The organism is Nostoc sp. UIC 10890 (genome assembly GCF_054786515.1).
Map to the genome: position 1 here is coordinate 477,321 of NZ_JBSGKF010000001.1, position 26,789 is coordinate 504,109.

Sequence of the window (26,789 nt, forward strand, 5' to 3'; positions counted from 1 at the left end):
TGTGCCCCTACGACAGATATGGTTTTTCAAGCCCTGTATGCTTTCTATTTGGCGTCAATGCGTAAGTCCTAAGATGGTGGTTGTATTTACGCCGTGCTGTACTTGTGAACTGACAAACAAGTAATTTACAAACCCATTGAGTATAAAATTATCCGGTCATGCAGATGATCGGGCAAAATGTGCTTCAGCACAGCTCCAAGTTTGGCATCTTGTCCAACGAGATAGCGTGTTTTGGGTTGTTTTGCAGTGAGCGCGTGAACAACAGCCTGAGCGACAATATCCGCAGAAATTCCTTTAGATGCGAGAATCTGCATTTTCTTACGTACAATATTCATCGCCTGACCATAAAGATTTTGTGCCGATTGTGGTAGATCCTGCTGTGCTATTTCAGATTGACTTAGGGACTTTTCCCAGATTGGAGTAGCGATCGCACCAGGTTCGATAATAGAAACTGAGATTCCCCAAGGTCGTAATTCCATCCGCATCACATCAGTGAGTGCAACGAGGGCAAATTTTGACGCATTATAAGCTCCCATGAACGGCGCAGGACTTCTACCAGCGATGGAACCCATATTGACAATTCGACCCCGACTTTGGCGTAATAGACCAAGAAATCCTTGGGTCACTGCTAATTGTCCGGTGACATTCACGAGCATTTGTTGTTGAAATTCTGCGATCGCTAATAATTCTAAGGGGCCAGGGACGGCAATTCCGGCATTATTAACTAAACCTAAAATCCCCGCACCACCGACTGCATTTGTTACCGTATCAACCGCAGCTGCGATCGATTCAGCGTCGGTAACATCTAAAAAAATCGGAATGAGCCTTTGTGATCCCTTTTGTTTCAGTGTTTGAGCATCAATATCTTGACGCACGCCAGCAAAAACAGAAAAGCCCAACTGGTCTAAAAGCAAAGCACACGCCTGACCAATTCCTGTTGAGGCTCCTGTAACCACTACTGTACGTTGATTTTTTACAACCATTAATTTTCTTTGATAATGGGACTGCCTTCTTTTATCAATCCTTGCAAATGCCAGCACGAAGGCAATCTTCGGTTTGGTCATCTCTAGCCAATATTTGCCACGGCAAAATGTATGACTGAGAATTTGTACTGTAAGCAATTAAAGCAGTTATTATGGGAAACTGGTTTTTGACAATTGGCACGTCACTACGACTTGTAGTACTTAGCTCAACATTGTATAAATAAATAGGCAATGCCATCAGGGCAATGCAAATTGTCCGGTTCATACCCAACCTCAGCTAAAAATTTCCGATTGCGCTATGTATAGATGAGATGCCACCTTGATGAACCGGATTTTCAAAACTGAGTATTATATGTTGATGTTGTGTGAATTTACTCAGCGCTACTAGCCGCAGAGACGTGATTTTTAAATTATCGGTTCCACCCTTTTTTAGGTTAGGCATTGCCTACAAGATGGCTTCCTACTAACTTATGCAGATGCAAGCCCAAAAAACAGGACAAAAAACCCACAGCACCCAAAAACATATCTTAGGTAGCTGCATTCCCCAGATAAAATAATGAAGAGTGCTGAGTTAAAATACTGCTCACAAAAAACAATTACTCCTCACTCAGCAATCACTCAATTATAAATGTTGCCTACTAGCTGACTCATGACTCCTTCACAAGACGTAGATACTGTAAACGTTCCCAATCTCGATTCAGAAGGATATGGCAACTCAGACAACGATCCTCTTGATGAGTTGCCAGGTGAAATCGAAATGTCCCTTTTCGACCACCTAGAAGAGTTGCGACTGCGGATTTTCTATTCGCTGATTGCTGTAGCAGTGGGCATTATCGGCTGTTTCTTTGCCGTTAAGCCAATTGTCCAGCTACTTGAGGTTCCAGCACAAGGAGTAAAGTTTCTCCAACTTGCACCCGGAGAATATTTCTTTGTCTCCCTCAAAGTTGCAGCCTACACTGGCTTGATACTTTCTAGTCCTTTCATTCTTTACCAGATTATCCAGTTTGTAGTTCCAGGGCTGACTCGCCGCGAACGCCGTTTACTAGGGCCTGTGGTTTTGGGTTCAAGTGTGTTATTTGGGGCGGGGTTAATATTTGCCTATTTACTTCTTATCCCCGCAGCTTTGAACTTTTTCATCAGCTACGGAGCAGATGTAGTCGAACAACTTTGGTCAATTGATAAATATTTTGAATTTGTGCTGCTACTGTTATTCAGCACTGGTTTAGCATTTCAAATTCCCATCATCCAACTTTTGCTCGGTAATTTGAACATTGTCTCGTCTGAACGCATGATTTCTGGTTGGCGTTACGTAATTATGGGAGCAGTGGTTTTAGGAGCCGTCCTTACACCTTCTACTGACCCCCTGACTCAAAGTCTTTTAGCTGGAGCAGTTTTAGGGCTTTATTTCGGTGGTGTTGGACTGGTGAAGCTCACAGGTAAATAACAGATGGAATAGGTTACAGGTTACAGGTTACAGGGAATAGCTAAAAAGATGTTCGTGCTTAGTTTTTGACCAAATGTTTAGTAGTTATAGTGACTTTGAAAAAATTGAGATTCATGTTGGCAAAGTCATCAAAGTTGAAGAGTTTCCTAAAGCAAAAAAACCAGCTTATAAATTGTGGATAGATTTTGGTAATTTGGGCATTAAAAAATCTAGTGCCCAAATTACTAAACTTTATGAGCAAGAGGAATTAATCAACAGATTAATATTAGCTGTTACTAACTTTCCACCCCGTCAAATTGCCGATTTTATTTCGGAAGTTTTAGTCTTGGGAGTAGTGCTAGACGATGGAGAAGTTGTATTAATTCAGCCAGATAGAGATGTAGCAGTGGGCAAAAGAATTCTGTAGCATACTATGGTATTTTTGGGATAAAAATACTGTAAATATTCAGAAATTTATTAACATTAATGCAATAGCAGGTCATAATATCCATTCCGAAGTACGTTCACCCAAATCTAGAGGAATGCTAACAGCCTTGCCGAGCCGGGGGCGATCGCGTGTTTGGGCAATAAAAGTTTGTACCTGTGTTGACCCACCCAAGGCATGAAGATAATTGGCAATGCTATCGAGATGTTCTTGGTACTCTGCCTCGCTCAAGGGAAAAGAAGCTTGCTCCAGATATTTCCACATGACTTGCAAAAATATCTTTCCCTGTGCCCGCCGGAACTGGACATCGTAAGAATATCCCCACTTCTCAAGCAACATCTGGCGTAATTCCTGTCCTGTCATAGCTTTTCTCAATCAGATTTTACATTTAGTTATGATGTTAAGTTCCGTGACTCCAGTATGATAAGGATATAAAGAAATGTAATGCTAACAGAAAAGATGCTTTTTATATCTTGGAACAAAGAAGTATGGCATCGTTGTGAGCGCTAGCATTTCGACTTAGACAAGAGTTCCTCAAGTACTAGTACTTTTGTCAAAATGCTTAACAAAATACACAAAGAGCGCGTAGATTATGGCTCAATTTTCTGAATCAGCAGACGTGCCCGATATGGGGCGTCGTCAGTTCATGAATCTGCTCACTTTTGGGACTGTCACTGGAGTAGCTCTGGGTGCATTGTATCCCGTTGTCAACTACTTTATTCCACCCGCAACCGGTGGCGCTGGTGGCGGTACAACGGCAAAAGATGAGCTAGGTAACGATGTTAGCGTCGCTAAATTCCTAGAAAACCGGAATGCAGGCGATCGCAACCTAGTCCAAGGACTAAAGGGAGATCCTACCTATATTGTGGTAGACAGCAAAGAAGCGATCAAAGATTATGGCATTAACGCCATCTGCACCCACTTAGGTTGTGTCGTCCCTTGGAACGTTGCTGAGAACAAATTTAAATGTCCTTGTCATGGTTCCCAGTATGACGAAACTGGTAAGGTGATTCGGGGCCCAGCACCTCTGTCTCTGGCTCTAGCCCATACCAGCGTCAACGACGACAAAATCGTTTTAACCCCTTGGACTGAAACCGACTTCCGCACCGGTGATGCACCTTGGTGGGGTTAATAATTTTGTCCTTAGTCCTTAGTCATTTGTCCTTCGTTCAGGGCTTAATGACTAATGACTAATGACCAATGACTAATGACTAATGACTAATTCAATTGTCGCCCTTATAGAGATGAGAAATGTTTTCCTAACAGCGAGGTTAACTCGCAGTGCTAGAGCGATTGTAAAAACATTGCTCATAGCGATCGCTACTGTGACATTTTACTTCACCAGCGATCTAGCCCTTCCCCAATCAGCTGCCGCCTATCCCTTTTGGGCGCAGCAAACCTATCCCGAAACCCCCCGCGAACCAACAGGGCGAATTGTTTGTGCTAACTGTCACCTAGCCGCCAAGGTTACAGAAGTGGAAGTTCCCCAATCGGTGCTACCTGACACTGTATTCAAAGCTGTGGTGAAAATCCCCTACGATCTAAGCGCCCAGCAAGTTGGTGCCGATGGTTCTAAGGTTGGCTTGAACGTAGGTGCAGTACTGATGCTACCCGAAGGCTTTAAGATTGCTCCTGAAGACCGTCTTTCCGAAGAACTTAAAGAAGAAGTTGGCGACACATTCTACCAACCCTACAGCGAAGGCAAAGATAACGTCGTCATCGTCGGCCCTTTACCTGGCGAACAGTATCAGGAAATCGTCTTCCCAGTTCTTTCTCCTAACCCCGCAACCGACAAAAACATCCACTTCGGTAAATATTCAGTTCACGTAGGTGGTAATCGGGGACGCGGACAAGTTTATCCCACAGGCGAAAAGAGCAATAACGCTGTTTACAACGCTTCCGCTACTGGCACAATTACCAAGATTGCCAAAGAGGAAGATGGAGACGGTAACGTTAAATATTTAGTAAGCATCCAACCTGAATCGGGTGATGTTGTCGTTGATACGATTCCTTTAGGGCCAGACCTACTTGTTTCCGAAGGGCAAGCAGTTAAGACTGGTGATGCTTTGACCAGCAACCCGAACGTCGGTGGATTCGGTCAAATAGATGCAGAAATCGTATTACAAGACGCTTCCAGAGTCAAATGGATGATTGCATTCACCGCTCTTGTAATGTTGGCTCAAGTTATGCTTGTGCTGAAGAAGAAGCAGGTTGAGAAAGTTCAAGCTGCTGAGATGAATTTCTAAATTCTTTGCTAAATCATTATTTGTAGGACAGGCATCTTGCCTGTCTTTTTTATATGTTAGCTTCCAAGTCTATTTCTTAGTTAGATTAGAAACTGATAATGAATGTTAATCTTGATGAAGATGAGGGCATTATAATGAGACTTTTTGATGAATGATGTTATGCAGAAACCTTATAAACTAATTCCTTATACTCAAGAAATGAGCCATGAAATGGATGAGTTACTAGCTGATGTAATTATAGATTAATGGCTTTTTTATCAATTAATTAGATTAGTTAATTTACCAAACGCTAAATAATTAGTAGCTGTATTTGAAAGTTATAAATATGGGGACAGATATACATCTTTACGCAGAGATTCATAGAAATGGAAAGTGGGAACCCATTCCCGATCCTGTAAAAAAAGAATGGTCTAAAGGAAAAACTGTACCTGTAGAATCTACTGAAATTGGACGACCCTATGAATTATTTGCGGCACTTGCTGGCGTTTGTCAAGATAATCTACGCCGAACAATGTACGCTGTCGTAGAGCCGATTTCAGAACCACGAGGTTTTCCTGAAGATATGAATGATTTCTACAAGCAATCTTTTTCAGAAAACCAATGTGGTTTGGATTTTGGACATTCTTGGTTATTGCTTCAAGAGATTATTGATTATGATTGGGAAAATCAGTATGTAACTCAATGGGCATACGTAAAACATCAGTATGCACACTTATTTCAGGATAGTGCTTCGTTTCCGGCTGAGTTTCCAGCAGGAGAAAAGCTCTATTTTGTGCTGCCAAACTGGAAACAAGAACCTGAAACAACTGAAGTATCTTGGGTGACAAGTTATAAAGAATATGTAGGTTGTTCTGAACACTTTATTAAAGAAATTCTCGAATTAGGATCTCCTAATGAGATAAGAATAATTTTCTGGTTTGATGCATAAGTTAAAGTCTGATAATTAAATTGATGTGCAGGTACCTACAACTTAAAACAAGGTTAAATTAAATCTAGCCCTAGTTGAGTTGAGGTATTTGCCCATGACAGCCTCAGTAGAGTATATCCCCGTTACCCCGATTGAGTACCCAGATGAGGATGGTAAGCCAATGGCTGAAGGTGATATCCAATTCAGTTACTTGGCTTATGCAATAAATGCGCTACGGATTTATTTCCAAAATCACCCAGATGTATACGTCGCTGGTAATCTATTTATTTACTACGAAAAAGGTTATCCAGAATCGGTTGTCGCACCAGATGTATTTGTGGTCTTTGGAGTGGAAAACCGTGACAGACGCTCTTACAAAACCTGGGAAGAAAATAATCAAACCCCAGATTTTGTTCTAGAGATTACCTCAAAAACCACCCGCAGCAAAGACCAAGGTGCAAAGAAAGGAATTTATGCCTTTCTGGGAGTGCGTGAATATTTCCAATATGACCCCACAGGCGATTATCTCAATCCCCAACTTCAGGGTTTACACTTGGTCGATGGGAATTATTTCCCAGTGGCAACCAATATCTTGCCGGATGGTACAGTGTCTCTACCGAGTGAAGTTTTGGGGCTAGAGTTACGCTTGGAGGCGGGAAAACTGCGTTTTTACAATCCAGCTACAGGTCAAATACTCCTAACTCATGAAGAGGAAGCAGGCGCACGACAAGCCGCAGAAGAGAAAGCGCAAAGATTAGCCGCTAAACTTCGAGAATTAAATATTGATCCAGATAGCCTTTAGCTAATAATAATATAGGGTGAGCAATGCCCACCCTACTGCTGTTGATTATTTTTATGTGAGACTATAGCGGACGGTAGACGCGATAGTTAATTTCCGGGAAGATATTATCCATTAACTCGACTTTTTCCAGCCAACCACTGTCAATTTTGCCAACTTTAACGTCTTCATAGAGCTTATTAAACCGCATTAGGTGCGATCGCGTCCGTCTAACTGCATAGGGTACCATCGTTCCCGTCCGCATAATAAATGCCCAGTCGGAAGATTGTGCTAATAACAATTCCCGCGCCGCTTGGTTCAATGCTTTTTCCCCCAACTCATCCTCTGGTTCTAGGTGCGAAATTTCAATCATCCGTTCAGCAGCTTTGTGCAAATGCGGATAAATCCACGCATTCGTTTCATTCAACCAATACTCGTGGAAACCCTTAAAACCCCAACTCGACTGGGAAGGACGACAGACTTGTTGCGTCGGCTGCTCACGCAAATAGTCTGCTAAATGGGTCATTTGATATGTTTTTTGGTCATGCCACGACTTGCGGAATAGGTAATCGATAAACCAAGGGCCTTCATACCACCAATGTCCAAATAACTCTGCGTCATAAGGCGAAACGATAATTGGCGGACGCTGCATTATACCATAGAGATGCTCAGATTGCTGCTCTCGATTATACATAAAATTAGCAGCGTGTTCTGCGGCCTTTTCCCTAGCCCAATAAGGATCGTAGAGCGCCTTATCTGAGAGACCTAAGCCCCGCCCAGTAATTTTATGATACTTAATACCCGTATTTTTCCGCTGACCATTGGGCATAATGTAGGGCTTGATGTACTCATATTCTGCTTCCCAGCCCAAATCTTTGTAAAATTCTCGATATTCTGCCGCCCCAGGATAGCCCACCTCAGAAGACCATACCTGTTGGGAAGATTCATGATCTCGACCAAAAACAGCAACACCAGTTTCTGTATAAATTGGGGCATAAGTGCCGAAGCGCGGCCGGGGACGAGCGTAAAGGATGCCATGCCCATCAGTGAGGAAATAGCGTAACCCAGCATCAGCTAGCATCCGCTCTAAACCTTCATAGTAGGCACATTCCGGCAACCAAATACCTCTAGGTGCTTTTCCAAAAGTTTGTTCGTAATGTTCGCAGGCTACCTGAATTTGCGCCCACACTGCTTGTGGATACATTTTCATCAACGGTAAATAGCCGTGAGTAGCGCCGCAAGTGATGATTTCCAGATTGTTGCTGTCTTGGAACTTCTTAAAAGCTGTCACCAAGTCACCGCCGTAGCGTTCCCATAGCTGACGCGCTTCGCTAAACTCAGTCGCGTAATGTTCGGCTAAATAACGAAGATGCCCGTTGTTGACATTATGTTCTGCTTCTAGTGCTATAAGTTCTTCTAGTTGAGCTAAGTGTGCTTCGTAGCGTTCTTGAAGCAAAGGATCGCGGAGCATCGACACTAGAGGTGGTGTCATACTCATCGTGATTTTAAAGTCGATACCGTCTCGCTTTAAGCCTTCAAATACTTTCAATAAGGGGATGTAGGTTTCTGTGATGGCTTCATAGAGCCATTCTTCCTCCAGCACGTAGTCACTTTCCGGGTGACGAACGAAGGGTAGATGTGCGTGGAGTACAAGCGCGACGTAGCCGATAGCCATAGTGATTTTGGGGTGATACTTGTAAGTTGAAGGTCGAGAGGTTTGGCTGAAATTAACAATATTTTAAGACTTTATGGGGATCGTAAGAATAGTTTTCAATTGAGTTAATTACAGTGCTTGTGAGGGCACAACATTTGTTATGCCTCCATCGCCTTTTGTTGTTAACTAGTTGTAATATCTGCCTATTTGTTTATTGTATAATCCTGCACTGAAAATATTTACTCTGGTTCAAGACCTATGGTTCGTAAGCATTCTGTCAATTTTTCACCTAACTCACCTCAACAATTCAAGGTGCATTAGCCTACGGCGTAACACACCCTACTTCAAGTTTATATTTCTTCACATATATTGAATTTTGATCGCCGACTTAACTCAATTGCGGGTTTGGTTTTTCTCCCGGCAATATTCTGGCTTAACGTGCGCTTCTATAGGAGACTCACGTTGGTTTAAAAAAACGTCATTTATAACTGAGTCTTCCGAGAAATCTGGCAGTATTTTTTACTTTCTAACTTGGGTTTGTACTGACTCTGACCTTTGCCTAGCTAGTTGGTGCAGCTGAGTTTAATGAGCGATGCCTACTGCGGGCTACGCCTACGCCAGAATTATACAAAAAAACGCTGAACTCGAACACAGAAACCTGGCAACAGCGGTGATGTAATTTCGTCATCAGCCAGAAAGGTTGCGATCAGTTTTAATTGAGCAGCTTCTCGGCGATAAACTTCTAGCCGCTGTAATTGCCAATTTGCAATCCAATATTCTTGGACTCCTGTGGATGAGTATAGTTTTAGCTTGGCTTCTCGATCTCTACGTTCGTTAGTTGTCCCAGGAGAAAGCACTTCCACAATGAGTTCTGGCGCTCCTCTCAAATGCCCTTGATCATCTAGTAATTGTGCTAAACGCTCATGACTAATCCAAACTACGTCGGGTATAACATTATCGGCATCTGTAAAAATTATACCGGGAGTTTGACGGGTTTCCCCCAGCCCACTAGAGCGAGACCAAATTTGTAATTCTAAGTATATATTGCCCGCAGTCCCTTGATGTCTCCAGTGAGGCGCTCTAGTCACAAATAGCTCTCCATCAACAATTTCATAGCGCTTCCATTCGTCAGTTGTGAGTAATTCTAAGTCTGAGGTTGTCCAACGGACTTGATCGGATATTGTTTGGTTCATAGCATTATTTTCCCATGCCTAGTTTAGAGATAAAATTCTATTTTTCAGAATATTTGCTCAGGATCAATACCTGCGGCTCGCAAGTGTTCTGCCAATATTGCAGCCCGTTGACGTTCTTGTTCTAGTTGTTGATTTGTTTGTTCTAGTTGTTGATTTGTTTGCTCTAACTGTTGGTTTACCTGCTGTAACTGTTGATTTGATTCTTCCTCTGGCAACATCACTAGCTGTCCATCTGGTGTAAAGAAGCGTAATTTGCCCAAATATACTGCCAAATACAGCCCTAACTGCTGACTCCACAACCAACCTGACTCAGTGGGTACAATGTCTTGATATTGCCCATCAACTAAGTGAAATCCCTGTAATTCTAGGTTATTTGGGTCAAACCAAAAGTAATCTGGAGTGCGAAATGTATTTTGGTATATTTGCTTTTTCAAACTTTTATCAACCGAGGCAGTGGAATCAGATAACATCTCAATAATCACATTGGGATATTTGCCGTCTTCTTGCCACACAACCCAGCTTTTGCGGTCTTTTTTCTCTGTATCTAAAACCACAAAGAAATCAGGGCCTCGAAATTCTTCTGACTTTTTCTGATTGGGGCTGAAATAGATCGTCAGGTTGCCGGTAGCATAAAAATCTTCGCGATCGCGCCACCACCATTTAATCAAGCGGATGAGTAAATCGATTTGTTCGCGGTGTAAATCAGATTCCAAGGGGGGTTCGTCACTATAGATATCACCTGGTGGGAAAATTATACTCTCAGTGACATCTTCTAAACTAGGGGTGGCAGCAAGGGGCTGAGACATAGAAGATAGTTTTTATGTTTGTATCTATGCTATCGTGACCAACCTTTGCATAGAAGTGCGCTCACACTCCTTTATTCCTCATCCCGATATAACTCTTGCAAGTCTTGTAACTGAGTCTTCCGAGAAATTCGACGATATTTTTTACTTTCTAGCTTAGGTTCGTATTGACTCTGCCCTTTGCCTTTGCTTTTGCTTTTTAACTTCATGGTGGATTCTGGATCGGCTTGTTGGTGTAGCTGTGTTTGATGAGCGATCGCAGCGTCCAAAAATTCTAAATAATGTTCATATCGTTCCCAGTCTCCCCGGACGACGCACTCAGGCTCGTCTCGATGCAGACAATCACTAAATCGACAGCTAGCAACTGCTAACCGCTTTCTGGCTTCTGGAAAATAGTGGATTAATTCTTCTGGGATACAATCCATGTCCGGCTGATTAAAGCCGGGAGTATCAGCCAGTAAACCACCGCTAGGCAACTCAAATAATTCTATATGGCGAGTGGTATGACGACCACGAGCCAGTTTACCAGAAACTTCTCCGACTCGCAGCTTGGCAGAGTCAATTAGCGTATTAATCAGGCTGGATTTGCCAACGCCGGAAGGCCCAGCGATTACAGTAATTTTATTGCTCAGGTATTTGGCTGCTTGGTCAGTATTAATACCATCTTTAACACTGATAAATATTGGTTCATAGCCCCAATCCAGTAGGCGATCGCTAACTTGCTGCTGTTCCTGGGGTGAAATTAAATCACTTTTATTCAAACATAAAAGCACATCCAAGCCAGTAGACTCAGCTTTAATCAGAAATCGGCTCAACTGATAAGGTTCCAAAGGTGGATCAGCAACAGCAAATACCAATAGAATTTGGTTGACATTGGCGATCGCTGGACGATCTAATTCGCTTTGACGGGGTAAAACATCAGCGATCGCACCCCGTCCCCCAGCCCAATCTGGTTCTTCTACCACAACGCGATCGCCTACCATCACCTGTTGTCCAATTTTTTTCAGACGTGTTCGCCGAGTACAAAGCAGGAGGGGAGGCAAGGGGGCAGAGGGGCAGAGGGGCAGAGGGGGATTTAAATTCAGTTTCTCCTCTGCTCTCCTACTCCTCTGCTCCCCATCCTCTTGATCCATCTGTACTCGGTAAAAATTAGCCTGTACAGCTACCACCGTACCCAATAACTGTCCAGTTGCGGCAAAATTTTCCCCTGTCATTGGCCAGCAAGTGGACGGCGCACTAACAGAGAAAAATAACCAGCACAATCTGTAATTTGTTCCACCTGATAACCTGCCATTGTCAGACTATCGGGAACCTGCTCAATCGGCTCACCAGGGTCTAGCCAGACTTCTAGCAAACCTCCCAATGGCATTTTTTCCAGACGTAATTTTGTCCGCACAAAATTAATTGGGCAAGGAGTGCCGCGTAAATCAAGTTGAGCATCGGGAGTTGAAACAGAAGAGGGCTTGATCACTTAAATAAATTTCCCAAAAATCCTTCTAGACCGCCTTTACCAGTGCGGTCTCCCTTAATTTTAGCCAGCTTCTCCAACAGTTCCCTCTCCTCTGGGGTGACTTTATTGGGAATATCAATTAAGACGTTCAGCATGTGATCCCCACGACTGACGGGATTACCCAAGCGGGGTACGCCGCGATTTTCCAACTTCATCACCGTATTCGGCTGAGTTCCCGCTGGAATAATTAGTTCCACTGGGCCATCTACCGTATCTACCTCTAACCGACAACCTAAAATTGCTTGCAGGTAGCTAACTTTGATTTCCGAGAGAATATTAATCCCATCCCGTTGGAATTCTTCGTCCTCATTGACGAACAAGTAAACATACAAATCCCCAGGTGGGCCGCCGCGCTGACCGGAATCTCCTTCACTAGAAATCCGTAAGCGTGTGCCATTGTCCACCCCAGCGGGAATGGTAATTTTGAGTTTCTTGGTGACTTGATTTGCGCCCTTACCATCACAGGCATCACACTTATCTTCAATCACCATCCCAGTGCCATTACAGGTGGGACAAGTAGAGACTTGGGTGAAACTGCCAAAGGGTGTTCTCGTGACACGGCGGACTTGACCAGAACCGCTACAAGTTGAACAAGTCCGAGGGCGGGTTCCAGGTTTAGCACCAGAACCGCTACAGACTTCACAATTTTCTAAATGTGAAATGCGAATTTCTTTTTCGCCACCAAATACCGCTTCCCGAAAGTCTAACTTCAGGTCTAGCCGCAGGTCATCGCCCCTCGCAGGCCCACTGCGCCGTCTTTGTTGAGTGGGATTACCCATACCGCCAGCAAAGCCACTAAAAATGCTTTCAAAGATATCGGCAAAACCACCCATATCGCCGACATCTTGAAAGCCCGAGCCAGCAGCACCCGACACACCCTCTGGCCCAAAGCGATCGTAACGAGCGCGGGTTTCGGGTTCTGAGAGTACCTCATAAGCGCGGTTAATTTCTTTAAAGCGATCCTCCGCCCCCGGTTCTTTGTTCACATCTGGGTGATACTTCCGGGCTAAACGGCGATAGGCTTGTTTGATTTCTTCTTTGTCGGTGTCACGAGAGACACCCAGGATTTCATAATAGTCGCGGGCCATATAGCAAAGGTAAAAGTTAGAAGGAAGAAAGCAGAAGTCAGTAGAACGTCACTCACGGTCGCTTGCTACTTTACGGGAAGGCGTTTTGCTTTACAGAATATGTAAGAGCAACACAGTATCCTTTAAAGGAAAGCTTGCCGGAGTCCAGGCAGAAGATAAAATTAATTTTTGTTAATAACTGATTTTACCCTTTACCTTTTACAAAAATCACCGACAAATCTTGAGCAACAGGTGCTTTCCTCGTGGGAGACGACAAAAGCTATAGAAGTTAGGAACAGGGGAAGCCTCTGCTCAGACTTCTCACTGCCGAGTCGGCTGTCTCTTTTACAATTGTGCTACTTAGGAGAGGAAAACCCCGCCCATCAACCAGAGGGGCTAGCCGCACCATTAGGTGTGGAAAACCACCCTTATGCAATGGAAGTCTATTTGAACTGGCACACTGCCTAGCTCAAAGTAATTTGCTTCTACAATCTAGCAAACCGCTGGGGTCTTGTGAAACTTCGCTAAATATTTAGATATATTAAAATGTCTTAATGAAAATTTGCAACTTAGTGACTGGGGATTGGGATTGAGGATTTACAAGTGTAGGGGTAGAGAAGAGTTCAGAGAAAAGGAATTTTCGCTCTGCGTCCCTAGTCCCCAGTCCCTAGTCCCCAGTCCCCAGTCCCCAGTCATCAGTCCCCATTCCCAATCCTTAATCTATCGCCTCATAATCAGCCTGTGCAGTACTTTCTTCGTCAAAATCAAAATTGAATTGTGGTATTAGTGTGCCATTCATTGGTGAGTCTACTTCTGGGGTAAAGTGACTACCTGAAGACTCCTCAATCTCATCACTTTGATTGTTAGCTCGGTTGTAGACATCAGCACCAATTGCAAATAGGGTTTGTTGGAAGTCGTCTAAGCGCTGCTTAAATTCCACTGTGGAAATGCTGGAGTCAATCATTGCAGCTTGGAGTTGTGAAACTTTTTCACTAGCCAAGGTTTTCATCTGCTCGCCGATAAAGTTGCTATTGTCCTTGATAGTAGATTCATAGCTGAACAACAAATTATCTGCTTGGTTTTTAAGTTCAACCAGTTCTTTACGTCTTCTATCTTCTTCGGAAAACAGTTCGGCTTCTTGGCGCATCCGTTCGACTTCGTTGCTACTCAAACCACCTGTATTGGTAATCCTAATACTCTGTTCTCTACCAGTACCTTTATCTTGGGCAGAAACCTTCAGGATGCCGTTAACATCGATTTCAAAGGATACTTCAATTTGCGGTACGCCACGGGGCGATGGGGGAATTCCTGCTAGCAGAAATTTGCCGAGACTCTTGTTATCTCGTGACATTGCTCGTTCACCTTGGAGGATGTGAATTTCTACCGAGGTTTGCCCATCAACTGCTGTGGAAAAAACTTGTGATCTACTCGTAGGAATTGTAGTGTTGCGCTCAATAATTTTGGTGAATACTTCACCCAAGGTTTCAATTCCCAAAGATAGAGGGGTGACATCCAATAGTAAGAGATTATCGACTTCGCCACCCAATACACCTGCTTGGATAGCCGCTCCTAATGCTACAGCTTCGTCAGGGTTGATGGAGCGATCGGGAGCTTTGCCATTGAAAAACTTAATCAGGGCGTTTTGGACTGCGGGAATACGCGTAGAACCACCTACCAAAATAATCCGATCTATGGCTGATGGTTTGAGATCCGCATCTTTGAGTGCTTGGATCATCGGTTCGATGGTACCTTCAATTAATTTCCCTGCCAGTTCTTCAAATTTAGAGCGGCTGAGTTCCATTTCCAGATGCTTTGGCCCGCCGTCATCAGCTGTGATAAATGGCAAGTTGATGGAAGTACTTACCATATTGGAGAGTTCAATTTTTGCCTTTTCCGCTGCTTCCCGCAGGCGTTGCAATGCCATCTTGTCTTTGGAAAGGTCGATTTTCTCTTGTTCCTGAAAGCGTTCCATCATCCAAAGAACGATCGCATTATCAAAGTCGTCTCCACCCAAGTGGTTGTTACCACAAGTCGCTTTAACTTCAAAAACGCCATCTCCAAGTTGCAGGATCGATACGTCAAAAGTACCGCCTCCCAAGTCAAATACTAAAATTAGCTGCTCTTGGTCTTGCTTTTCCAATCCGAAAGCTAAAGCCGCAGCTGTTGGTTCATTAATGATTCGTAGGACTTCTAAGCCTGCAATTGTGCCAGCATCTTTAGTTGCTTGTCTTTGAGCATCTGTAAAATATGCTGGTACGGTGATCACTGCTTGAGTGACTTCCTCACCCAAGAAATTTTCTGCATCCTGCTTCAGCTTTTGCAGGATCATGGCGGATAGTTCTTGTGGCGTGTAGTTTTTTGAGCGAATTTGGACATCAACGGTATCATCTCGACCTTTGACACAGTTGTAGGGGACGCGATCGCGTTCTACTTCAGTGTCTTCCCAACGTCGCCCGATAAATCGTTTAATACTGTAAATTGTGTTTTCAGCATTGGTTACGGCTTGGCGCTTTGCCAATTGACCAACCAAGCGATCGCCACTCTTCCCAAATCCCACAATACTTGGAGTAGTTCGTCCACCTTCAGAATTGGAGATCACAAGTGGTTGACCGCCCTCCAAAACTGCGACGCAACTGTTAGTAGTGCCTAAGTCGATCCCAATAACTTTTCCCATATTTGACAGTATTTTTACTCAGTCTTTCTGCTGTAATGTGTCGCGGACTAACTTTTGTGCTACGAACCAAGGCTAGCGGATAACGTCTGTGGAACCCCTGTTACTGGTAGCAAGAGAGAAGGTGAAACACAGAGAGTTATCCAAAGCCTTGTCCTTGTATAGGTACGCGATGCTCGTCCTTGCTAGAACCCAGGCACTTGAGGTCAGCGAGGCGAGCGATTACAGCTTAACTGTTGGCTGAACTCGACTGATCTTCTGATGCTACAGGGCTATCTTCCTTGGGAGCAGCTACTTTGACCATTGCATGGCGTAGCACGCGATCGCCTAAGAAGTATCCGCGCACTAACTCTTCTAACACTGTTCCTTCAGGATGTTCATCCGTAGGTTCCCGCATTACTGCTTCATGCAAGTTAGGATCAAATTCTTGACCTTCAGGACGCATTGGTGATACACCCAAGCGCTTCAGGCTATCTACTAATTGTTTGTAAACGCCTTGGTAACTTTTGTGCATGGTCATTTCGCCATCAGATTGAGGTTTCAGGTGCGATCGCGCCCGCTCAAAATTATCGACCACTGGCAGCAATTCCAAAATCGTATTCCGCTTCACCTGCAACTCTAGGTCTTCTTTTTCTTTACTAGTGCGTTTCCGGTAATTCTCAAAATCAGCGGCAATCCGCATATATTGAGTACTACGCTCCTCTAGTTGCGTTTTAACGGACTCGATTTGTTGAGTTAGTTCTGCCAAAGCTGCTGTTTCCACTTCAGTTTTCTCAGTTGCAGCGACGCTATTTTCAGAATTGAGAGTAGCAGCATCCCCTGACATATTTGTTTGGGCTGCCACTTGCTCTGTCACCTCGCTTCCAGATTCATTGAAATTAATTTGGGCTGGGGGGTCACTCTTCATTGCTTGCTTTACCTCTGTTGGTTCACCCAATTGCTGGCTTGTATTGTTTATCTGTTTATTTTCATCCATCATTATCTACTCATTCCAGATCCTATTTATGGCAGTGTATCTCCACAGCTTGCAACCGTCGTCATCCACGACGTGCCGCTGAGGCTGATTTTATTGCCGACAAGTTCCTGGAACTGATATAACCGTCATCTTATTGTGACAAATGGTGAACACGTTAGCCCAGACGCCACTAAGGCGGGAACCCGAACGAGTAGGACTGGGGACTGGGGAGATTGGTAAATAGATCCGCGCTATAGGGGTTTAGCAATGCTTATTGGAAATCTTTTTTTCTTTTTCCATAGCTCAAGGCATTGGCTTTGGGATTTTTTATGCTGTTAGCTACGCTTGGGTTAAGGGCTAATAGTAGAAAATTGTGGGTTTTGAGACGCGATAAATCGCCCTCTCTACAAGTGTTTTGGTCTTATCTGAACTGTATTGAGTTATGACTCAGGACTTTTTTGGCAAATGAGAATTCTGTCTCACAGCCTGGGAATACTTTAAGCAGAGGTTTCCCTACTCATTCGCTCATTTATGAACTCGTCACCACAACGGCGCAGTACCGCTCTAACTACCAGAACAGAGTTTTCGCCTTTTGGCAACAAGCTAGTGCAATCTGGCTATGTCAATACCGAACAGATGAGGCAGGCATTAATTGAAAGCCGCAAATCTGGCAGACCCTTAACGGAAGTCTTAGAGTCAATCACTGGGCAACAACTATCGCCTGAGTTACTCAGGCAATACAAAAAACAACAGCTATTTGAACTGAAAATACTATACGGAGTTGAATTCCTTGATCCGGAAGTCAACTCCGTTGGCAACACGATGATGGGGAACCTGATTGAAACCCTCATCCCAGTGGATATCTGTCGTCGTCATCGTTTAGTACCACTATCGAAACACGAAGACCAAACCCCACCCTCTGTTTTAGTGGCGATGGTCGCTCCAGATAATCTAGAGGCTTCCGATGACCTGAACCGCATATTGCGCCCCCAAGGTTTGGCGTTGCAGCGCATGGTAATTACACAGGAAGATTACCAACAGCTAATCAACCAATATCTGGATGAAATGGCTGTTAAGCAGAAGCACCTGGAACAAGAAAAGTTTACAGATATTAATCAGGATTTAGAAAACCTCGGAAATCTCGATCTTGCAGATGCTCCTGAAGAAATGGAGGCTGATCTAGGGGCAGCGATGAAGGGTGCAGAGGATGCCCCAGTCATCAACCTAGTTAACAGAATCCTGGCTAAAGCTTTGCATGAGGGCGTTTCTGATATTCATATAGAACCGCAAGAAGAAAACTTACGCATTCGCTTTCGGAAGGATGGCGTATTGCGTGAAGCTTTTGATCCCCTACCGAAAAAAATCATCCCAGCAGTTACAGCCCGATTTAAGATCATTTCCAATCTAGACATTGCTGAACGCCGTCTACCCCAGGATGGACGTATCCGGCGGATGTTTGAGGGACGCAAAGTGGATTTCCGGGTGAATACCTTACCCAGTCGCTACGGGGAAAAGGTGGTGCTGCGGATTTTGGATAACTCCTCCACCCAACTGGGATTAGATAAGTTAATTACCGACCCAGAGACTTTAGATATTGTCAAGGATATGGTCAGCCGTCCCTTTGGGCTAATTTTGGTGACTGGACCAACTGGTTCTGGGAAAACAACCTCGCTATATTCTGCACTCTCAGAAAAGAATGATCCCGGAATTAATATCAGTACCGTAGAAGACCCAATTGAGTACAGTCTTCCAGGGATTACTCAAGTACAGGTAATTCGGGAAAAAGGGCTGGATTTTGCTACCGCATTGCGGGCTTTCTTGCGACAAGATCCAGATGTGCTACTGGTGGGTGAAACGCGGGATAAAGAAACGGCAAAAACAGCAATTGAGGCTGCCTTGACTGGTCACTTAGTATTAACTACCTTACATACCAATGATGCCCCAGGTGCGATCGCTCGTTTGGGAGAAATGGGGATTGAGCCTTTCATGGTTTCTAGTTCCCTAATTGGCGTTCTAGCTCAACGTCTGGTGCGGCGTGTATGTTCTGAATGTCGCATTCCTTACACTCCTACAACCGAGGAACTAGCTCGTTATGGTCTATCAGCTTCCTCTGATGTGGGAATCACCTTCTATAAAGCTAACACCTTGACATTAGATGCGATCGCCGAAGCCAAAACCAAAAATCACCTTTGCTCAAAATGTAATGGTATCGGCTACAAAGGGCGTTGTGGTGTTTATGAAGTTATGCGAGTCACCGAAAACCTGCAAACCCTGATCAACGAAGATGCACCCACGGAACGTATCAAGGAAGTAGCAATAGAAGAGGGCATGAAAACCTTGCTGGCTTACAGTTTGGACTTAGTGCGTGAAGGTTCCACCACTCTAGAAGAAGTAGAACGAGTGACGTTTACCGATACTGGTTTAGAAGCAGAGTTAAAAGCCAAACGCAAGACTGGTCTTACCTGTCGGAGTTGTGATGCCACATTGAAACAAGAATGGCTGGATTGTCCTTACTGTATGACACCTCGGTTTTAAGACTGATAGTCATTAGTCATTGGTCATTAGTCATTGGTCATTAGTCATTAGTCATTAAGTCGATGCTTAGTAAATTTAAACAAATGACAAAGGACAACTGACAAATGACAAAGGACAAATAACAAATAACAAACATTAAGAGGAAGCATAACTATGGAAATGATGATTGAAGATTTGATGGAGCAACTGATTGAATTGGGTGGCTCGGATATGCATTTATCCGCAGGTTTGCCTCCCTATTTCCGTATCAGTGGCAAACTCACCCCCATAGGTGAGGATGTATTGACAGCAGATCAATGTCAAAGGCTGATTTTTAGTATGCTCAACAACACCCAGCGTAAAACTCTAGAGCAAAACTGGGAGTTGGATTGTTCTTATGGTGTTAAGGGTTTAGCTCGCTTCCGGGTCAATGTCTATAAAGAACGTGGTTCTTATGCTGCTTGCTTACGGGCATTAAGTTCTAAGATTCCTAACTTTGAAAAATTAGGGTTGCCAGATATTGTGCGGGAAATGACAGATAAACCCAGAGGGCTAATTCTGGTGACAGGCCCTACAGGTTCCGGTAAGACAACTACCCTAGCGGCAATGATTGACTTGATTAACCGCACCAAGGCAGAGCATATTTTGACGGTGGAAGACCCAATTGAATTTGTCTACGAACCAATAAAAAGCTTGGTTCACCAGCGGCAACTGGGTGAAGATACTAAGAGCTTTGCTAATGCCTTGAAAGCAGCTTTGCGAGAAGATCCAGATATTGTTCTGGTGGGAGAAATGCGCGATTTGGAAACGATTTCTTTGGCAATTTCCGCTGCGGAAACAGGACACTTGGTATTTGGCACGCTACACACCAGTTCTGCCGCACAGACAGTTGACCGGATTATTGACGTTTTCCCTCATGAAAGACAAACCCAAGTGCGGGTGCAGTTATCTAACTCCTTAGTGGCGGTATTTAGCCAAACCTTGGTGTCTAAGAAAAACCCTAAACCCAATGAATATGGTCGGGTGATGGCTCAAGAAATTCTGATTGTCACTCCTGCTATTTCTAACTTGATTCGAGAAGGCAAAACATCTCAAATCTACTCAGCTATTCAAACTGGCGGCAAATTGGGAATGCAAACTCTGGAGAAGGTTTTAGCCGATTTTTACAAAGCAGGAACGATTTCTTTTGAAGCGGCGATGTCTAAAACTTCTAAGCCAGATGAAATCCAACGTCTTATTGGTAATTCTACACCGCAAGCAGCTGCCGCAGGTGCGAAACCTGGTGCGACTGCCAAAGCGCATTAAAGGAACTGGGGAAATGAGGAGGATGAGGGAGTAGAGAGGAAGTTGCAGTAAGTCTTTCCCTTATGCCCCTCAAGAGTTCCCAGTTATGAGTGCTGAGTTGGAAATCTCACTTCTTTACTCAGAACGGGATAAACGCCCCGCAACCGCTAACGGAACTGTTTTGCCACATGCCCAATAAATAACGAGTATTTTGAAAAAATTAATTTATGCCAAACTACGTAGCCCGTGTTCGGGATTCTCAAGGAAAATCCCGAACGGAAAAAATTGTTGCAGAATCCTTGACGCAAGCTCGTACTAATCTCAGAGATCAAGGTTTTGTAGTTCAAGAACTCAAGCAATCTCAAGGATTTCAGCCAGATGTTGCTTTCAAAAAATTCCAGAATTCCTTAGTGAAGGTTTCTGTGAAGGACAAAGCCGTTTTTTCTCGTCAATTTGCCGTTTTGATGAATGCGGGAGTTGCGATCGTTAGAAGTCTGGGGGTGCTTTCTGAACAGTGTAGTAATACTAAATTGAAACAAGCCCTTGTGGAAATTAGTACCGATGTTCAAAGCGGAATGAATCTTTCAGAGTCAATGCGGAAGCATCCTGACTGCTTTGATGGATTATATGTGAGTATGATTCAAGCTGGCGAAGTTGGTGGTGTTCTAGACGAAGTATTAAATCGTTTAGCCAAGTTATTAGAAGATGTTGCTCGCCTACAAAACCAAATTAAATCAGCATTATCTTATCCCACGGTCGTAGGTTTTATCGCAGTTGCGATCTTTCTTGGTATGACCATTTTTCTTATTCCCATTTTTGCCAAGATTTTTACAGAACTCGGAACTGAATTACCAGCTTTAACGCAGTTTTTGATGGATGCTAGTCAATTTTTAAGAAGCCCGAAAGTTTTCGTGCTTATCGCTGTTCTTGTAGGACTGAAAGTTGCCTTTACACAATACGGTAAAACTCCTGTTGGTCGCATCACAATTGATCGTTTTTCCCTCAAAATGCCGTTGTTTGGTGACTTAATTCAAAAATCTTCGGTTGCCCGCTTTAGCCGGACTTTTGGTTCTTTGACTCGTTCAGGTGTACCAATTTTAACTTGTTTGGAAATTGTCCGAGATACATCAGGAAACCAAGTAATTGCCAATGCCATAGATGCAGCCCGCATGGAGATTCAACAAGGAGGTATGATTAGCCTTGCTTTACAAAAAGATGCCGTTTTTCCGGCTATGGCAATTCAGATGATTAGTATCGGAGAAGAAACTGGAGAATTAGATGCAATGTTGATGAAAGTTGCCGATTTCTATGAAGATGAAGTCGAGCAAGCTGTAAAAGCAATGACTAGTATTTTAGAACCAGTGATGATTGTAGTTTTAGGGGGAATGGTTGGAACCATTTTGTTAGCTATGTATCTACCGATGTTTGCGGTATTTGAAAAGCTGGGATAAAGGATTAATAGCGGAGCCGGAGACGCTCCGCCTCCCGTTAAGAGTTAGAAGTGATGAGTTAGGAATTATTTTTTTTATTCCTAACTTTTAACTCTTAACTATTAACTGATTAATTTTATTCTTAACTCCTAACTCCTCACTATTTAATAAACTATGACTGTGCAAAAATCTCAGTACGAAGCGAGTTTGGCAGAGTACAGCAATCATCTAGCTGCGATCGCCTTACTAAAGCAATATCGGCCATACTTGGAGATGATTCCCAGTCTGCGCCGTCCTGATGAAAGTGTCATCACTATCCCCTTGCCAATTGTTCGGCTTCGCAACACTGCTACAACAGCCCCACAAACGATTTGCTTACCCTGTGATGTAGCAATTTTGATGTGCGATCCAGAGTGGAAAATCAAAACTGGAGCTGAAATTTTAGTTTTTATTCATCGTGCTCACGAAGACTTTTCTGATTTGTTGGGACGTTGGCGACAAACCCAAGTTTTCCTCGATAATGATTATGAGTGGCTGATGCCTCTCCGGCACAGTCATATTTTGAGTGAGGGAGCGAATACTATATATCCTTTGTTTGTCGTTTTTAGTGAGACTTTAGAACGCATCCAAAGGGGCCTTGTGGGAGCCGAACTCCCATTTATTATCCAAACACCAGATTTGCTACTTGAGGAAAATTTCACAGATATTTTCTCTCCAGAAATTCCACCAGCTTAGAAAAAGTTAGGAATTATATAGGAATTCGCTTTGATTTCTGAACTAATTTGCGTAGGTAGGCAATAGGCAATAGGCAATAGGAAAGAAGGCTTCTTAGTTGTACTGGGTTTTTTCAGGAATCAAATATGAGTCTTATACCAGTTTTGTATTAAAAGACATATTGGTACTTAAGTACAAAATTGAACTTTGGACACAAATATTGAATCTGCACTCTAGCAGTAAAGTGGCAGACTTCAAGACAGCGACATAAAAGAGTCACAAATACCTTGAATTCAAGGTTTGTAGTGATGGCTGAAGCCATCACTACAAGCAAATATTAATATTTTTATTTATAGCAATACGATTTGATGTTTGAAAAAATTTAAGTATACGTAGAGTGCGTTAGAACAAAGTCCTAACGCACCAAAGTCTTTGGACGGTGTGTTACGCAACTCTTTCACACCCTACGTGTATTTCAATAAAATAACATAGTTTGATTTATCCTTGCCGACTTACTTAGTTATACAAAAATTTATTTTTACTTTTTGAATTTTTAATAGGAGAGTAATGAGGATTTGGCAAAGTTTCAGTAATCTTACTGTTGCCAACAAATAATTGTCGTAGAATTAGAGACATTTCAGAGCAGATATTTTATACTAATGAATCGTTTTTCTCAGAAAATAACGAATTCTCAAGAGAGCATTTCACAACAAACTCAGTTGGGTCAGATGTGTGGTTCTAAACGTCTATTTCGCGATCGCTATGAAATACTGCAAATTTTGGGTAGAGGTGGTTTTGGCATCACGTTTTTAGCCAAAAATGCCGTATTACCAGGGAATCCCCTGTGTGTCATTAAACAACTTTCTCCAAAAGTGACTAGTCCTCAAAGTTGGCAAAGAGCATGTACACGCTTTGAAAAAGAAGCAAGAACTTTGGGCCAACTCGGCAGTCATTCGCAAATTCCCATGCTACTAGACTACTTTCAGGCAAATGGGGAGTTTTTTTTAATTCAAGAATATGTGCCGGGTTTGACTTTGGCACGAGAAGTACGACAAAATGGGCCTAAAAGCGAAGCCTCTGTCAAACAGTTTTTGCAAGAATTATTACCTGTATTACAGTATCTTCATAAACATCATGTGATTCATCGCGATATTAAGCCTCAGAATTTATTGCGATGTGAGTATGACGGGCGGGTAGTGCTGATTGATTTTGGTGCAGTGAAACAGCAATTAGTTAATGCTTGTGAAAACTCTATCAATCAAGCTGCAAACACCAACTTTATCGGGACTAGAGGATTTGCACCACCAGAACAGTTTTCTCTACGTCCAGTTTATGCCAGTGATATTTATGCATTGGGTGTAACTTGTATTTATATGTTGACTGCTAAAAGTCCTTTAGAATTTGACTATGACCCAAATACTGGTGAGATATGTTGGCAAAAACAGCTAAATATTAGTGACAGTTTCGCCCAGATTTTAGCAAAAATGGTGAAACTTACCTTAGATGAACGCTTTAAGAGCGCTGAGGAAGTGATGAAAGCTTTAAGTTATGAAAGCTATTTGCCTACTTTGGCTAACTGTCTAACTACCCAAAAATTAAATAATAAAAGTATTACACAGCACGAAATTACACAACACGACAATTATGATGTATACATGCCACCTGTAGCCAGAACTGCAAGTGCCATTCGGAAATGGAGATCAAGGCTTAAGGAAACAAGGTAGCATAGTTTAGTTGAAGCCTTTTTTTACCTAAAGTATCAAATGAATAATTAATCATGAGCAATTTTAAATAGCGAAAACAAATTTAGTAAGCATTTTAACTATATTTGCTTATCAGTAATGATTAATTAATCAGGGTTTATCTTTAATACTTAGTAAGTTATCGCTTGCCAATATACAAGCAAGATTACTAGGTTTAACAGTTCAGAAAAATATTTCTATTCAGATTAATATATAATCGATAGAATAATTAATCTTATGGCTCTCGTAGTTTTCCACAGATGAGGAAGACTGACTACTATTTACAAACGCTAGCTATATAAGTAATTCCCCAATCCCCAGAACAGGGTTTTCTACCACAAGTAAGCGAGAGTCAATATTCTTAAGGGAAAGTTCGGGGCAAACTTAGCCTAAGTTGTCATGCAGTCGCGCCTGTCAGATCATGATCTGCTGCTTAAATCCCGATTGCCCAAATCCCCTGAATCCTAATGGAAAGAAGTTTTGCCAAAGTTGTAGCACCCCATTGGTGTCACTTTTAAGAAATCGCTTCCGTGTCATCCGAGTCCTTTCAGATGAGGGGGGATTTGGGAGAACCTATCTATCAGAAGATGTCGATAAACTCAATGAACGCTGTGTTATCAAGCAATTAGCGCCAAAATTTCAAGGAACTTGGTCGCAAAAAAAGGCGATGGAGTTGTTTGCTGAAGAAGCGCAGCGACTACAAGACCTTGGGGAACATCCCCAAATTCCGACTTTGCTAGCTTACTTTGAACAAGATGGCTGCTTATATTTAGTGCAGCAGTTTGTCAATGGAGAAAATTTGTTAAAGGAGTTGCAACAGCGCAAGGCATATAATTCTAGGGAAATTCAATCTATTTTGTTAGATTTACTGCCCATCCTGAAATTTATCCACGATCGCAAAATCATTCATCGCGATATCAAGCCAGAAAATATTATCCGCAATAAAAATGATGGGCGATTAAACCTGATTGATTTTGGCTCCTCAAAGCAATTTACCGCCAAAGTTCAGCATAAATCTGGCACATCCATTGGTTCACATGGTTATTCTCCCTTAGAACAGATTAGAGATGGTAAAGCTTTCCCCGCCAGTGACTTGTTCGGTTTGGGGGCTACCTGCTTTCATCTGCTTACGGGAAATTCCCCCTTTCAGTTGTGGATGGAATCTGGGTACGCCTGGGTGAGTAATTGGCGGGAATATTTACGGAGTCCATTAAATCCTGAGTTAGATTTTGTCATCGACAAGCTTTTGAAAAAAGATGTCCATGAACGTTACCAGTCAGTCGATGAAGTTCTCAGAGACTTGACTCCAAAACAACTCCTCGCACTACCACCAGCGGGTAAGTCATCTGGGAAAATACCACCAACTAAAGCTCCATATTTACCAAAAAGTTATCCCTTACTGAAAACTTTCATCTTGGTAAGTGCTTTCATTCTGTTGTTCGGATTTCAAGAATCTTGGTATAAACATTTTCGCCGCATCCAAACCAGTTTAGTCTCTAGGCTGAGTCAGCATAATAGTTCTACTAAAGATGAAGCGTTTTTAGGTCAGCCACTAAATATTACTTTGGGAAAGGCTTCCTTAGCTAATACCCTTCAAGGACATGAAAATTCGGTTTTATCCGTCGCCATCAGCCCCGATGGCAAAACCATAACCAGTAGTGGCGACGATCGCAAAATTAAACTTTGGAATCTCGCAACCGGAAGCCCAATCTCTTCATTCAACACCTATTCTCAGCAGGTGAATGCCGTGGTAATTAGCCCAGATGGCAAAACTCTGGTGAGTGGTAATGATGACAACACGATCAAAATCTGGAATTTGGGCACAGGAAAACAAATTCGCACTCTTACAGGGCATTCTGACTCAGTTCATGCCCTAGCCATCAGTGCTGATAGCCAGACCCTACTTAGTGGTAGTGATGATAACACTATCAAAATATGGGATTTAGCAACAGGAGAGCAAATTCGGACACTGGTAGGGCATACATTCTGGGTGCGATCAGTGGCCATCAGCCCTGATAGCGTGATTCTTGCTAGTGGGAGTTTTGACAAGACGATCAAAATCTGGAATCTCACAAAAGGGTACTCAATCCGGACATTAGAAGGAAATTCTCAAACAGTAACAACAGTGGCTATAAGTCCAGATGGTAAAACTTTAGCCAGTGGTAGCCGCGATCGCACCATTAAACTTTGGAATCTAGCTACCGGAAAAGAAATTCGCACACTGGTGGGACATGTAAACACTGTCACAACCCTAGCCTTCAGTGCCGATGGTAAAATGATTGCTAGTGGTAGCCGCGATCGCACCATCAAACTTTGGAATCCAGCCACAGGAGAAGAAATTCTCACATTGGCGGGGCACACTAACACAGTGACATCCGTTACCTTCAGTCCTGATGACAAAACCCTTATCAGCGGTTGTGAGGATAATACTATTAAGATTTGGCGTTTATCTCAGTGATTGGGGACTGGG

The 26,789-nt window shown here is 43.0% G+C and carries 24 protein-coding genes; 13 read left to right on the top strand and 11 right to left on the bottom strand.

Annotation, left to right across the window (positions count from 1 at the left end):
• Positions 1-125: 125 nt before the first annotated feature.
• Together ACWATR_RS02025 and ACWATR_RS02030 are read right to left on the bottom strand one after the other, a co-directional pair.
• On the bottom strand, positions 126-983 hold the full coding sequence (locus ACWATR_RS02025; RefSeq protein WP_460329006.1) for an SDR family NAD(P)-dependent oxidoreductase: 858 nt from the start codon (positions 981-983) through the stop codon (positions 126-128).
• A 34-nt stretch (positions 984-1,017) separates the two neighbouring features.
• Positions 1,018-1,248 carry a hypothetical protein gene (locus tag ACWATR_RS02030; RefSeq protein WP_460329008.1) on the bottom strand — a complete coding sequence of 77 codons (231 nt, stop codon included), beginning with the start codon at positions 1,246-1,248 and terminating at the stop codon, positions 1,018-1,020.
• A 384-nt stretch (positions 1,249-1,632) separates the two neighbouring features.
• Between ACWATR_RS02030 and tatC the strand changes: the two genes are divergently transcribed.
• Together tatC and ACWATR_RS02040 are read left to right on the top strand one after the other, a co-directional pair.
• Complete coding sequence (gene tatC / locus ACWATR_RS02035; protein WP_181929780.1) at positions 1,633-2,427, top strand: twin-arginine translocase subunit TatC; 795 nt, start codon at positions 1,633-1,635, stop codon at positions 2,425-2,427.
• Between the two features lie 73 nt (positions 2,428-2,500).
• Positions 2,501-2,833 carry a tRNA-binding protein gene (locus ACWATR_RS02040; RefSeq protein ID WP_181929779.1) on the top strand — a complete coding sequence of 111 codons (333 nt, stop codon included), beginning with the start codon at positions 2,501-2,503 and terminating at the stop codon, positions 2,831-2,833.
• Positions 2,834-2,905: 72 nt separating this feature from the next.
• On the opposite strand, the gene ACWATR_RS02045 is transcribed toward ACWATR_RS02040, so the two are convergent.
• Complete coding sequence (locus ACWATR_RS02045; RefSeq protein ID WP_460329011.1) at positions 2,906-3,214, bottom strand: DUF3067 family protein; 309 nt, start codon at positions 3,212-3,214, stop codon at positions 2,906-2,908.
• A 229-nt stretch (positions 3,215-3,443) separates the two neighbouring features.
• On the opposite strand from ACWATR_RS02045, the gene petC reads away from it, so the two are divergent.
• The 4 genes from petC (at position 3,444) to ACWATR_RS02065 (ending at position 6,806) form a co-directional block, all read left to right on the top strand.
• Entirely contained in the window at positions 3,444-3,983 is a 540-nt protein-coding gene (petC, locus tag ACWATR_RS02050; protein ID WP_460329013.1) for a cytochrome b6-f complex iron-sulfur subunit, read from the top strand.
• 112 nt (positions 3,984-4,095) lie between these two features.
• A complete protein-coding gene (petA, locus tag ACWATR_RS02055; RefSeq protein WP_460340146.1) occupies positions 4,096-5,097 on the top strand; it encodes a cytochrome f in 1,002 nt (333 codons plus the stop codon).
• Positions 5,098-5,407: 310 nt separating this feature from the next.
• On the top strand, positions 5,408-6,025 hold the full coding sequence (locus tag ACWATR_RS02060) for a hypothetical protein (protein ID WP_460329016.1): 618 nt from the start codon (positions 5,408-5,410) through the stop codon (positions 6,023-6,025).
• Between the two features lie 94 nt (positions 6,026-6,119).
• Positions 6,120-6,806, top strand: coding sequence for a Uma2 family endonuclease (locus ACWATR_RS02065; protein ID WP_460329018.1), 687 nt, complete (start codon positions 6,120-6,122; stop codon positions 6,804-6,806).
• Positions 6,807-6,867: 61 nt separating this feature from the next.
• On the opposite strand, the gene ACWATR_RS02070 is transcribed toward ACWATR_RS02065, so the two are convergent.
• From ACWATR_RS02070 to dnaJ, 6 genes are all read right to left on the bottom strand, one after another.
• Positions 6,868-8,457: a glycoside hydrolase family 57 protein gene (locus ACWATR_RS02070; protein WP_460329021.1), complete on the bottom strand. Its 1,590-nt coding sequence runs from the start codon at positions 8,455-8,457 to the stop codon at positions 6,868-6,870.
• A gap of 602 nt (positions 8,458-9,059) precedes the next feature.
• A complete protein-coding gene (locus ACWATR_RS02075) occupies positions 9,060-9,629 on the bottom strand; it encodes a Uma2 family endonuclease (RefSeq protein WP_460329023.1) in 570 nt (189 codons plus the stop codon).
• A gap of 44 nt (positions 9,630-9,673) precedes the next feature.
• A complete protein-coding gene (locus tag ACWATR_RS02080) occupies positions 9,674-10,435 on the bottom strand; it encodes a Uma2 family endonuclease (RefSeq protein WP_460329025.1) in 762 nt (253 codons plus the stop codon).
• A gap of 71 nt (positions 10,436-10,506) precedes the next feature.
• Positions 10,507-11,646, bottom strand: a complete 1,140-nt coding sequence (gene rsgA, locus ACWATR_RS02085) for a small ribosomal subunit biogenesis GTPase RsgA (RefSeq protein ID WP_460329027.1) — start codon at positions 11,644-11,646, stop codon at positions 10,507-10,509.
• A complete protein-coding gene (locus ACWATR_RS02090) occupies positions 11,643-11,900 on the bottom strand; it encodes a sulfurtransferase TusA family protein (RefSeq protein WP_069070283.1) in 258 nt (85 codons plus the stop codon). The genes rsgA and ACWATR_RS02090 overlap by 4 nt, the downstream gene beginning before the upstream one ends.
• Entirely contained in the window at positions 11,900-13,030 is a 1,131-nt protein-coding gene (dnaJ, locus tag ACWATR_RS02095; protein WP_069070215.1) for a molecular chaperone DnaJ, read from the bottom strand. Before dnaJ ends, ACWATR_RS02090 begins: the two co-directional genes overlap by 1 nt.
• Before the next feature lie 168 nt (positions 13,031-13,198).
• Between dnaJ and ACWATR_RS02100 the strand changes: the two genes are divergently transcribed.
• Entirely contained in the window at positions 13,199-13,477 is a 279-nt protein-coding gene (locus ACWATR_RS02100; protein ID WP_460329030.1) for a hypothetical protein, read from the top strand.
• A gap of 247 nt (positions 13,478-13,724) precedes the next feature.
• Here ACWATR_RS02100 and dnaK read toward each other — a convergent pair whose 3' ends face one another.
• Both dnaK and grpE read right to left on the bottom strand, forming a co-directional pair.
• The gene (gene dnaK, locus ACWATR_RS02105) at positions 13,725-15,683 is read right to left on the bottom strand and encodes a molecular chaperone DnaK (RefSeq protein WP_460329033.1); all 1,959 of its coding nucleotides are present in this window, start codon (positions 15,681-15,683) and stop codon (positions 13,725-13,727) included.
• Positions 15,684-15,909: 226 nt separating this feature from the next.
• The gene (gene grpE, locus ACWATR_RS02110) at positions 15,910-16,659 is read right to left on the bottom strand and encodes a nucleotide exchange factor GrpE (RefSeq protein WP_460329035.1); all 750 of its coding nucleotides are present in this window, start codon (positions 16,657-16,659) and stop codon (positions 15,910-15,912) included.
• 507 nt (positions 16,660-17,166) lie between these two features.
• Here grpE and ACWATR_RS02115 point away from each other — a divergent pair.
• From ACWATR_RS02115 to ACWATR_RS02140, 6 genes are all read left to right on the top strand, one after another.
• Positions 17,167-19,170, top strand: a complete 2,004-nt coding sequence (locus ACWATR_RS02115; RefSeq protein ID WP_460329037.1) for a GspE/PulE family protein — start codon at positions 17,167-17,169, stop codon at positions 19,168-19,170.
• 153 nt (positions 19,171-19,323) lie between these two features.
• Positions 19,324-20,454 carry a type IV pilus twitching motility protein PilT gene (locus ACWATR_RS02120; RefSeq protein WP_069070219.1) on the top strand — a complete coding sequence of 377 codons (1,131 nt, stop codon included), beginning with the start codon at positions 19,324-19,326 and terminating at the stop codon, positions 20,452-20,454.
• Between the two features lie 206 nt (positions 20,455-20,660).
• A complete protein-coding gene (locus tag ACWATR_RS02125; protein WP_460329039.1) occupies positions 20,661-21,884 on the top strand; it encodes a type II secretion system F family protein in 1,224 nt (407 codons plus the stop codon).
• Positions 21,885-22,037: 153 nt separating this feature from the next.
• On the top strand, positions 22,038-22,598 hold the full coding sequence (locus ACWATR_RS02130) for a hypothetical protein (RefSeq protein ID WP_181929767.1): 561 nt from the start codon (positions 22,038-22,040) through the stop codon (positions 22,596-22,598).
• Between the two features lie 638 nt (positions 22,599-23,236).
• Entirely contained in the window at positions 23,237-24,301 is a 1,065-nt protein-coding gene (locus ACWATR_RS02135) for a protein kinase domain-containing protein (protein ID WP_460329042.1), read from the top strand.
• A 439-nt stretch (positions 24,302-24,740) separates the two neighbouring features.
• On the top strand, positions 24,741-26,777 hold the full coding sequence (locus tag ACWATR_RS02140) for a protein kinase domain-containing protein (RefSeq protein WP_460329046.1): 2,037 nt from the start codon (positions 24,741-24,743) through the stop codon (positions 26,775-26,777).
• The last annotated feature ends 12 nt before the right edge of the window (positions 26,778-26,789 follow it).

Excerpts from the sequence above, each read along its gene's own strand:
- ACWATR_RS02075 (WP_460329023.1), bottom strand. The coding sequence starts at position 9,629 with ATGAACCAAACAATATCCGATCAAGTCCGTTGGACAACCTCAGACTTA.
- ACWATR_RS02070 (WP_460329021.1), bottom strand. The coding sequence starts at position 8,457 with ATGGCTATCGGCTACGTCGCGCTTGTACTCCACGCACATCTACCCTTC.
- dnaK (WP_460329033.1), bottom strand. The coding sequence starts at position 15,683 with ATGGGAAAAGTTATTGGGATCGACTTAGGCACTACTAACAGTTGCGTC.
- ACWATR_RS02125 (WP_460329039.1), top strand. The coding sequence starts at position 20,661 with ATGCCAAACTACGTAGCCCGTGTTCGGGATTCTCAAGGAAAATCCCGA.
- rsgA (WP_460329027.1), bottom strand. The coding sequence starts at position 11,646 with ATGACAGGGGAAAATTTTGCCGCAACTGGACAGTTATTGGGTACGGTG.
- ACWATR_RS02030 (WP_460329008.1), bottom strand. The coding sequence starts at position 1,248 with ATGAACCGGACAATTTGCATTGCCCTGATGGCATTGCCTATTTATTTA.
- ACWATR_RS02120 (WP_069070219.1), top strand. The coding sequence starts at position 19,324 with ATGGAAATGATGATTGAAGATTTGATGGAGCAACTGATTGAATTGGGT.
- dnaJ (WP_069070215.1), bottom strand. The coding sequence starts at position 13,030 with ATGGCCCGCGACTATTATGAAATCCTGGGTGTCTCTCGTGACACCGAC.
- ACWATR_RS02045 (WP_460329011.1), bottom strand. The coding sequence starts at position 3,214 with ATGACAGGACAGGAATTACGCCAGATGTTGCTTGAGAAGTGGGGATAT.
- ACWATR_RS02115 (WP_460329037.1), top strand. The coding sequence starts at position 17,167 with ATGAACTCGTCACCACAACGGCGCAGTACCGCTCTAACTACCAGAACA.
- ACWATR_RS02025 (WP_460329006.1), bottom strand. The coding sequence starts at position 983 with ATGGTTGTAAAAAATCAACGTACAGTAGTGGTTACAGGAGCCTCAACA.
- petA (WP_460340146.1), top strand. The coding sequence starts at position 4,096 with ATGAGAAATGTTTTCCTAACAGCGAGGTTAACTCGCAGTGCTAGAGCG.
- ACWATR_RS02065 (WP_460329018.1), top strand. The coding sequence starts at position 6,120 with ATGACAGCCTCAGTAGAGTATATCCCCGTTACCCCGATTGAGTACCCA.
- grpE (WP_460329035.1), bottom strand. The coding sequence starts at position 16,659 with ATGATGGATGAAAATAAACAGATAAACAATACAAGCCAGCAATTGGGT.
- petC (WP_460329013.1), top strand. The coding sequence starts at position 3,444 with ATGGCTCAATTTTCTGAATCAGCAGACGTGCCCGATATGGGGCGTCGT.
- ACWATR_RS02135 (WP_460329042.1), top strand. The coding sequence starts at position 23,237 with ATGAATCGTTTTTCTCAGAAAATAACGAATTCTCAAGAGAGCATTTCA.
- ACWATR_RS02080 (WP_460329025.1), bottom strand. The coding sequence starts at position 10,435 with ATGTCTCAGCCCCTTGCTGCCACCCCTAGTTTAGAAGATGTCACTGAG.
- ACWATR_RS02130 (WP_181929767.1), top strand. The coding sequence starts at position 22,038 with ATGACTGTGCAAAAATCTCAGTACGAAGCGAGTTTGGCAGAGTACAGC.
- ACWATR_RS02140 (WP_460329046.1), top strand. The coding sequence starts at position 24,741 with ATGATCTGCTGCTTAAATCCCGATTGCCCAAATCCCCTGAATCCTAAT.
- tatC (WP_181929780.1), top strand. The coding sequence starts at position 1,633 with ATGACTCCTTCACAAGACGTAGATACTGTAAACGTTCCCAATCTCGAT.
- ACWATR_RS02040 (WP_181929779.1), top strand. The coding sequence starts at position 2,501 with ATGTTTAGTAGTTATAGTGACTTTGAAAAAATTGAGATTCATGTTGGC.